General features: G+C 47.9%; 7 protein-coding genes. 4 read left to right on the top strand and 3 right to left on the bottom strand.

The window, feature by feature from the left end:
- Both PHI12_10025 and PHI12_10020 read right to left on the bottom strand, forming a co-directional pair.
- Positions 1-268, bottom strand: a 268-nt coding sequence (locus PHI12_10025; protein ID MDD5511130.1) for an aldehyde ferredoxin oxidoreductase N-terminal domain-containing protein, incomplete at its 3' end; no start/stop codon positions are given.
- Positions 269-863: 595 nt separating this feature from the next.
- Positions 864-2,132 (bottom strand): MFS transporter, encoded by a 1,269-nt coding sequence (locus PHI12_10020; protein ID MDD5511129.1) that lies wholly within the window; start codon positions 2,130-2,132, stop codon positions 864-866.
- Positions 2,133-2,422: 290 nt separating this feature from the next.
- Here PHI12_10020 and PHI12_10015 point away from each other — a divergent pair, with 290 nt between their 5' ends.
- The 4 genes from PHI12_10015 (at position 2,423) to PHI12_10000 (ending at position 5,807) form a co-directional block, all read left to right on the top strand.
- Entirely contained in the window at positions 2,423-2,800 is a 378-nt protein-coding gene (locus tag PHI12_10015; protein ID MDD5511128.1) for a hypothetical protein, read from the top strand.
- 93 nt (positions 2,801-2,893) lie between these two features.
- The gene (locus tag PHI12_10010) at positions 2,894-3,958 is read left to right on the top strand and encodes a DctP family TRAP transporter solute-binding subunit (GenBank protein ID MDD5511127.1); all 1,065 of its coding nucleotides are present in this window, start codon (positions 2,894-2,896) and stop codon (positions 3,956-3,958) included.
- A gap of 158 nt (positions 3,959-4,116) precedes the next feature.
- Complete coding sequence (locus PHI12_10005; GenBank protein MDD5511126.1) at positions 4,117-5,013, top strand: hypothetical protein; 897 nt, start codon at positions 4,117-4,119, stop codon at positions 5,011-5,013.
- Positions 5,014-5,147: 134 nt separating this feature from the next.
- Positions 5,148-5,807 carry a CBS domain-containing protein gene (locus PHI12_10000; protein MDD5511125.1) on the top strand — a complete coding sequence of 220 codons (660 nt, stop codon included), beginning with the start codon at positions 5,148-5,150 and terminating at the stop codon, positions 5,805-5,807.
- A gap of 57 nt (positions 5,808-5,864) precedes the next feature.
- Here the strand turns inward: PHI12_10000 and PHI12_09995 are convergent, their stop codons facing one another.
- Positions 5,865-6,314: a DUF3795 domain-containing protein gene (locus tag PHI12_09995; GenBank protein MDD5511124.1), complete on the bottom strand. Its 450-nt coding sequence runs from the start codon at positions 6,312-6,314 to the stop codon at positions 5,865-5,867.
- Positions 6,315-6,330: the final 16 nt, after the last annotated feature.

Here is a 6,330-nt window from a genome sequence, read left to right as displayed (position 1 = left end):
ACCCCGTTAGTGGCGACTTAGCTGAAGCACTGCACTTTCCAGACCCAGCAACATTCGCTGCTTGATACGGCCCAACGGCAAACACAAGCACGTTACCCGGTCCGAGCGGATTGGTGTTCTTGGTTACTTTTCCATAGATTATTCTGGATGCTAGACCAACCCCCCCCAGGTACTTTCTAGCGAATCCATCATCAAACGTCCCAACGCTTGTTTCTCCGCGGGATAAATCCACAAATAGTATATTTCCCCAGTAGCCACCTTTTAACATCACAACGATTCTCCTTTCCATGAAACTTACCTAGAAATCCCCTGCATGTTTCTGAAGATGTTCTTCTATAAAATAGGACCACTGGCCTAGCTCGCCTTACATGCTTTTTGCTGATAAGAATGCAGATAGAGCCTGGGAAGTACTGCAGGTAGCCTGGTCACCACCTCATAATGTATTGTGTTGGTTAGGTTAGCTATATCACCAGCAGTTATCTCATCACCACCCTGTCGACCAATTATAGTTACTTCATCACCTACCTTTACGCCCGGTATATCCGTCACATCGATAATGGTTGCGGATTTAATGTACCCAAAGTGATTAGCAGTTTTGTCCGTGGCGGTAAATTGGGCATAATGGGGATGCAGGAACGTACCTCGCTATTGAAAGGTAGTCTTACAATCAATTCCGAAGAGGGTAAGGGCACAACGGTAGCAGTGGAGGTCCCATTATTTCTCCGATGATGGGAGACGCGCGTTCAGTATTATTATTTGGCAGAACGCTGAATCTGAAACATGTTAAGTGGAGCTATACGGAAGCGATGCCATTACATAGCAGAATAGTAACCCCTCTAGTGCTTGTTATTTTACCGGATATTTCATCCAGTCACTGAATACTTGGGCGGCTTTTTTAATGTCAGCGTTAGAATAAATGCTGAAGCTAATGCAGCTAAGCCGAAGAGAAAGGCGGTATGGAGGGTGCCACTCTTATCAGCTATGTGTCCTCTTATAACTGACCCTACGGCAAATCCTACCCCGCAACAGGCTGTTATGATCCCGAAAGCAGTGCCAATTACTTTTGGCTCATAGTAATCACCTATTGCGGAAGCCATGGTTACAAAAACACCCAAATATGTGAATCCAATCGCAGCTGCTCCTACATAAGCTGTTAACTGGTTACCGCCTAGAAAGATGAGCATACCCATGGCCTGAATTGATAGTAATATCAGGAGGACATGCTTTTTGGCCATTCGGTCGGCCAGGATTCCCCATAGAATCGGGCTCGGTATGCTTAAAGCTCCCCATATTGCAAATACCTCAGCAGCGTCTTTTACCGGCCAACCGATTTCGTAGAGGTAGGTAACACCAAACGTAGCGAAAATGACGTAGCCAATACCCCAAGTAAAAAATATGCTGGCCATATTCCAAGTTACGCTACGTCTCAAGATGTCTTTAACACTAGGGCCCTTGATCTTTGGATTATTGTTTTCTGCAGGTGCTCCTGAAGCTGCATCTTTGTAGGCCCCAATGGGCTCTAAGCCTTTTCCCGCAGGGTCATCAACCAGGAAGCACGAGCACAGAATGCTTATGATAGTAATGACTGCAGCAAAAATCCACCAGCTCCACCGCCATGATAAGTCAGCCAGTATGAACGGGATAACAAGCCCGAGTGTTAATACAACAACCCCTACGGCAGACATTAGGATACCATTAGCTTTCCCCCTCTTGTTAATCACAAACCAGCGTGAACTTATAGCTACAGCACCAATGACTTGTGCTGCTGCGCCAGCGCCACATAGAACATAGAATAAAAAGCTGTTCCAAAACGAATCTGTAAAGCCCATACCAAATAGGCCGGAGATCATTAGAGCCTGTCCTATTAGGATACATTTGCGCGGCCCGACTCTATCAGCAAGTATCCCCCAAACGATATTCATTACGGCAAAGGTAACGAAATAACCAGATACAACACCCCCAATCGCTCCGTGTGACATACTTAGCTCAGCTTCCATTGATGGGATAAGAAATGGCATCAGGCGCTCGCTAATGCTATCGCAAGCGAAGATAAAAAAGGCTCCTATTAAAACAATCCAGCCATAATGAGGTCTTTTAATTGCTTTTTGTAACCTCCAGTAAACAAAGCGCATAATTTGAACCTTATGCCAAAATACAGCAATCAGCAGACAGTTTCAACTAAGACTAATGTGCGGTTTATTCTAACTATTGTAATATTGGCAGGGGCCTCAATATCCCTAGTCATCTACAGTAAATAATGAACCCGCTTCCGCATTATCTAATAAACAGCATCACCTAGCAAACACTACGATACGAGAGCATTACATTTTAGCATAAGGTTATAGTTAGTTGATGGTTCGGGGTTTTTGAGAGTGGTTTTGTATCTATGGTTAGGTATTTAGAGGGATAACAACAGTCAGGAATGTTACGTCACACTCAGCAACGCCTTATTCAGCGTCATTTTATCTGCTATGTTGAGGTCATCCAGTATCTGGCGGAGTTCCGATTCGAATGTCTTAGCTGTGGTGTTGTCCACCGTCACCGAAAACTCAATTCCTATTTTCAACGAGACGGAAAGTTTTGCGAATCCGGCGACATATTAATCAGAGATATAAGATTACCTCAAGTTTCAGCAGGTGACATCATTGCGGTTGCCGGCTGCGGCGCTTACAGTTTACCGAAGGCGGCGAACTATAACGCTTCTCTTAGACCGGCAGTGGTAATGGTTAAAGAAGGTAAGGCACGTCTTATCAGGCGCCGGGAAACCATCGAGGACCTGACCAGATATGATATAATCTAGAGAAATCAAGACAACGATTTGGTTATTATCCTCCCCTGTCAGGCTACCTGCACCCCTATCCAATTTGGTAAATAGCTTTGCAAAGCAGGAATAATGGCACTGCAAAAGGCGAGAATCAACGTTAGTCATAAGGAGCAGTATAAGTTGTTTCGCTTGAAGATGATTTTGTGCGTTCCATGTATTTTCTTAGCGGGATTGGCCCCGGCCATCAGCTCCTGCCATCCGGCTTCAGTACCGGATATCCCGGCCCGCAGCTGGAAAATGAGCGTCGTGACTAACGAAGACTCGTCGTGGGCCAAGGGAGCGCATTTGTTCGCCGAACTGGTCAAACAGAGAACTAACGGCCGGATACAAATAACAGTTTACCCCGATGGCGAGCTGGCGAATGGAGACCAGGTAGAAGAGCTGAACATGCTGCAGGAAGGCAGCATCAACTTCACCTATCACTCCAACCTGCTTTATACCAACCTTGACCAGTCGTTTGCGGCCTTCTCCATGCCGTGGCTGTTCGCCGACTATTTCCAGGTCGATGCGGCTCTGGCCGGGCCTGCTGGCAATCAACTATTGCAGGAGGCAGAAGACCTGGGTATTGTCGGACTCGCCTACGGTGAGAACGGATTCCGCCAGTTGACCAACGACAGGCTCGCCGTCAGTACACCCGAAGACCTCCACGGCCTGAAAATCCGTATCCCGGATGTCGACCTTTACGATTCCATTTACAGAGCGATGGAAGCTATTCCGGTAACGATGGACTTTGGCGAGGTTATCAGCGCGCTTGAGCAAGGGCGAGTCGACGGCCAGGAAAACCCGATAGACATTATCGTGTCCTCCAGGCTCTACGAAGTTCAGCAGCACATTACTATTTGGAATTACTCCTATGATGCCATCATCCTGGGCATGAACAAGAAGGACTGGGACGGCCTACCCGGTACTGCTCAGGAAATCATCAGGCTGGCTGCAATCGAGGCTTCAAGGGAACAAGTACAGCTGTCACGCCATGCCGCTGAGGACCAGTTGAGTCTGCTGCGCGAAAAAGGCATGACCATCACCGAGCTGACACCCGACCAGATCGAAGCATTTCGTACCACCACGGATCCGGTTTACGCGGAATGGTCGAGCAGTGTCGATGTCATTCTCAATGAGATAGAGGGCAGCTAGAGACTTACGCTTTTCCCATTTTGCTAGCTTTCACCCGGGACTGACTATCGCTACCCGGGCTCTATTATGCGGATATGGCATATCGTGTAGTAATAACCTAAGGCTCCTTGCTGCGTTTTACATACTACCGGCGATTACAAAGACAAGGAAATCCAACGATGAGCATAACCGGCCATACCAGGATAAAGCTAGCCCTTGTCTTAGTGGGTGCTGTTTTACTATTAAGCGGCTGCACCAATACCAAAGGTGAAGGCTTTGCTATTTACTTAACCAGAGAAAACATCCCGCCCGCCGAGATGGAGAAGCTAAGTCATGTCGACATTGCCGACCGGCCCGTAGTATCGATAGAAGACATCATCACGTATAACGCCCAAACCCATGAAATCAAACTCACCGATGCGGCCTTCGAGCGCATATCGCAGCTGGAAGTACCGGTCAGCGGCAGGTCATTTCTGGCCTGTGTCGACAAGGCACCCATATACTGGGGGGCCTTCTGGACGCCGCTATCTTCCCTGTCATTTGATGGTGTTACCATATGGCAACCGCTCACCCCTCAGGAAACCACAGTGATCACGCTCGAAATCGGCTATCCATCATCATCTTTCTACAGCGGTGAAGACCCCAGAAACAATGCCGAAATAATAAAGTCGCTAGAGCAATCCGGCAAGCTCATCGAAAGGTTATCAATAGCCACAATAGACAAGCTACCCCATGGAATGAAAGGCTATGAGCTTTATTCGTGGCAAGAAAGCAACCAGTGGCACTTCACCTTGATTACAGGCACTAACCGCAACATAACTCTCGAGGAAATCATCTCAAAAGAGGACTATATTTCCGAATCCGGGTGGGTAAAAGTTCATGTTGAAGGTGTGGATGCAGTCAAAGAAACCCTCGGTAAGCTTCCTCAGGGTGAGTCGGTCTTCTGGTGTGATGAGCTGCATATAGGACAGGTAACAGAGACGGACTTACAATTGCCGCCGGAGCAGATTACGGATGCGATCAAGGAATACGCCGAAAGCTGCGGCCTGAATCTCGCCATAACAATATTCGAATAACCTTACTTCCGGGATCAGAGCGCAAACAGCACCGATCGGATCACCTATCCCTGTATCAGGATTAGGTCAGGACTATTCTTTTTCCCCTACCCTTGTGATAAAATAGCAAATATCACAGGATATGGAGGATTGTGATGAAAATCAGAGATATCATGAACTGCAATGTGGTCACCATACCAAGTAGTACGAGTATTGCCGAAGCCCGGCGTCTTATGGAAGCGCACCGCATCAAGCGCTTACCAGTGGTAGACAAGGGCAAACTGGTTGGTATCGTTACTTCAAGGGGGCTCGATAAAGTCTCCCCCGGCCAGGCCACTTCGCTTTCAATCTGGGAACTCAGCTATTTGCTGCAGACTACCCCCGTGAAGGACTTCATGGCCAAGGACGTATTCACCGTCCATCCGGACGATGATTCCGAATGGGCAGTGGCCGAAGCTCAAAAACGGCAGGTCGGCTCGGCAGTTGTCCTGGAAGATAAACACGTGGTGGGGATCGTCACTTCTGATGATTTCTTCGATAAAGTCATCGGGCCGCTTCTTGGCGTCGGCTTACCGGGAGATAGAATAGAGATAGCGGGCGCAGTATTTCCCCGCAAGGGACCCGGCCAGCTGGAAAAGATGATAGCGGTTGTGCGCAAGTTCGGCTACAAAATTATGACCATCCACATCGAGGGGGACCCAGTGAAACAGGAAAGCCTCGATGTATGCTTTCACGTTTATGATGGTCAGGATATAGACGCCCTGATTACGGAGTTCCAGAATCAAGGCTACCAAGCCAGACTGCGGAAACGCTGATTAGAGGCCATAAAGTAAAAATTTAGAAAGTGGCAGCGGGTTCATTTAAACCGGTGTCTATTCCCCTCTCCACCTGGAGATTATTGTTCTATTTCTTAAATCGTCCGGATGACAACGGAAGCAGACTCCGTTGTGACAGCTAATTACATCTCCGCATTCGGGGCACTGCCACTTTTCCATTTCCCTTGCCAGAAAGCGCTCAATACCGTGCTCTTTGATAAACAGCAGATTCTCTATCATACTCATATGATAGAAAGTGCGGTACCGCTTATCAAGCGCTTTAAGGCGACGACATGGGAAATCGCCGCACTCATAGCAGAAGCTGATAAGCCCCTTGCCCAGCAGGTCGCACTGTCTGCTCATGTAGGTACAGTTCTTGCCGCGTGGGCGGCAGCCGGTACAATACGACCTGTGAAAACCCTTCTTTTTCAGGTCGCTTTGCATTGCCAGGTAGTTGGCACATATACCGCAGTTCATTCCACAGGGAGCAATGAGTTTTTGTCGCATATTTATGAGTTCATGA

The sequence above is a fragment of the Dehalococcoidales bacterium genome (genome assembly GCA_028716225.1).
Lineage (GTDB): Bacteria > Chloroflexota > Dehalococcoidia > Dehalococcoidales > UBA5760 > UBA5760.
This window is presented reverse-complemented; position numbering and strand designations above follow the sequence as displayed.

What these genes read in the sequence shown, in the direction of transcription:
- PHI12_10020 (MDD5511129.1), bottom strand. Translation starts at nt 2,132, where the DNA reads ATGCGCTTTGTTTACTGGAGGTTACAAAAAGCAATTAAAAGACCTCAT.
- PHI12_10015 (MDD5511128.1), top strand. Translation starts at nt 2,423, where the DNA reads ATGTTACGTCACACTCAGCAACGCCTTATTCAGCGTCATTTTATCTGC.
- PHI12_10010 (MDD5511127.1), top strand. Translation starts at nt 2,894, where the DNA reads ATGGCACTGCAAAAGGCGAGAATCAACGTTAGTCATAAGGAGCAGTAT.
- PHI12_10005 (MDD5511126.1), top strand. Translation starts at nt 4,117, where the DNA reads ATGAGCATAACCGGCCATACCAGGATAAAGCTAGCCCTTGTCTTAGTG.
- PHI12_10000 (MDD5511125.1), top strand. Translation starts at nt 5,148, where the DNA reads ATGAAAATCAGAGATATCATGAACTGCAATGTGGTCACCATACCAAGT.
- PHI12_09995 (MDD5511124.1), bottom strand. Translation starts at nt 6,314, where the DNA reads ATGCGACAAAAACTCATTGCTCCCTGTGGAATGAACTGCGGTATATGT.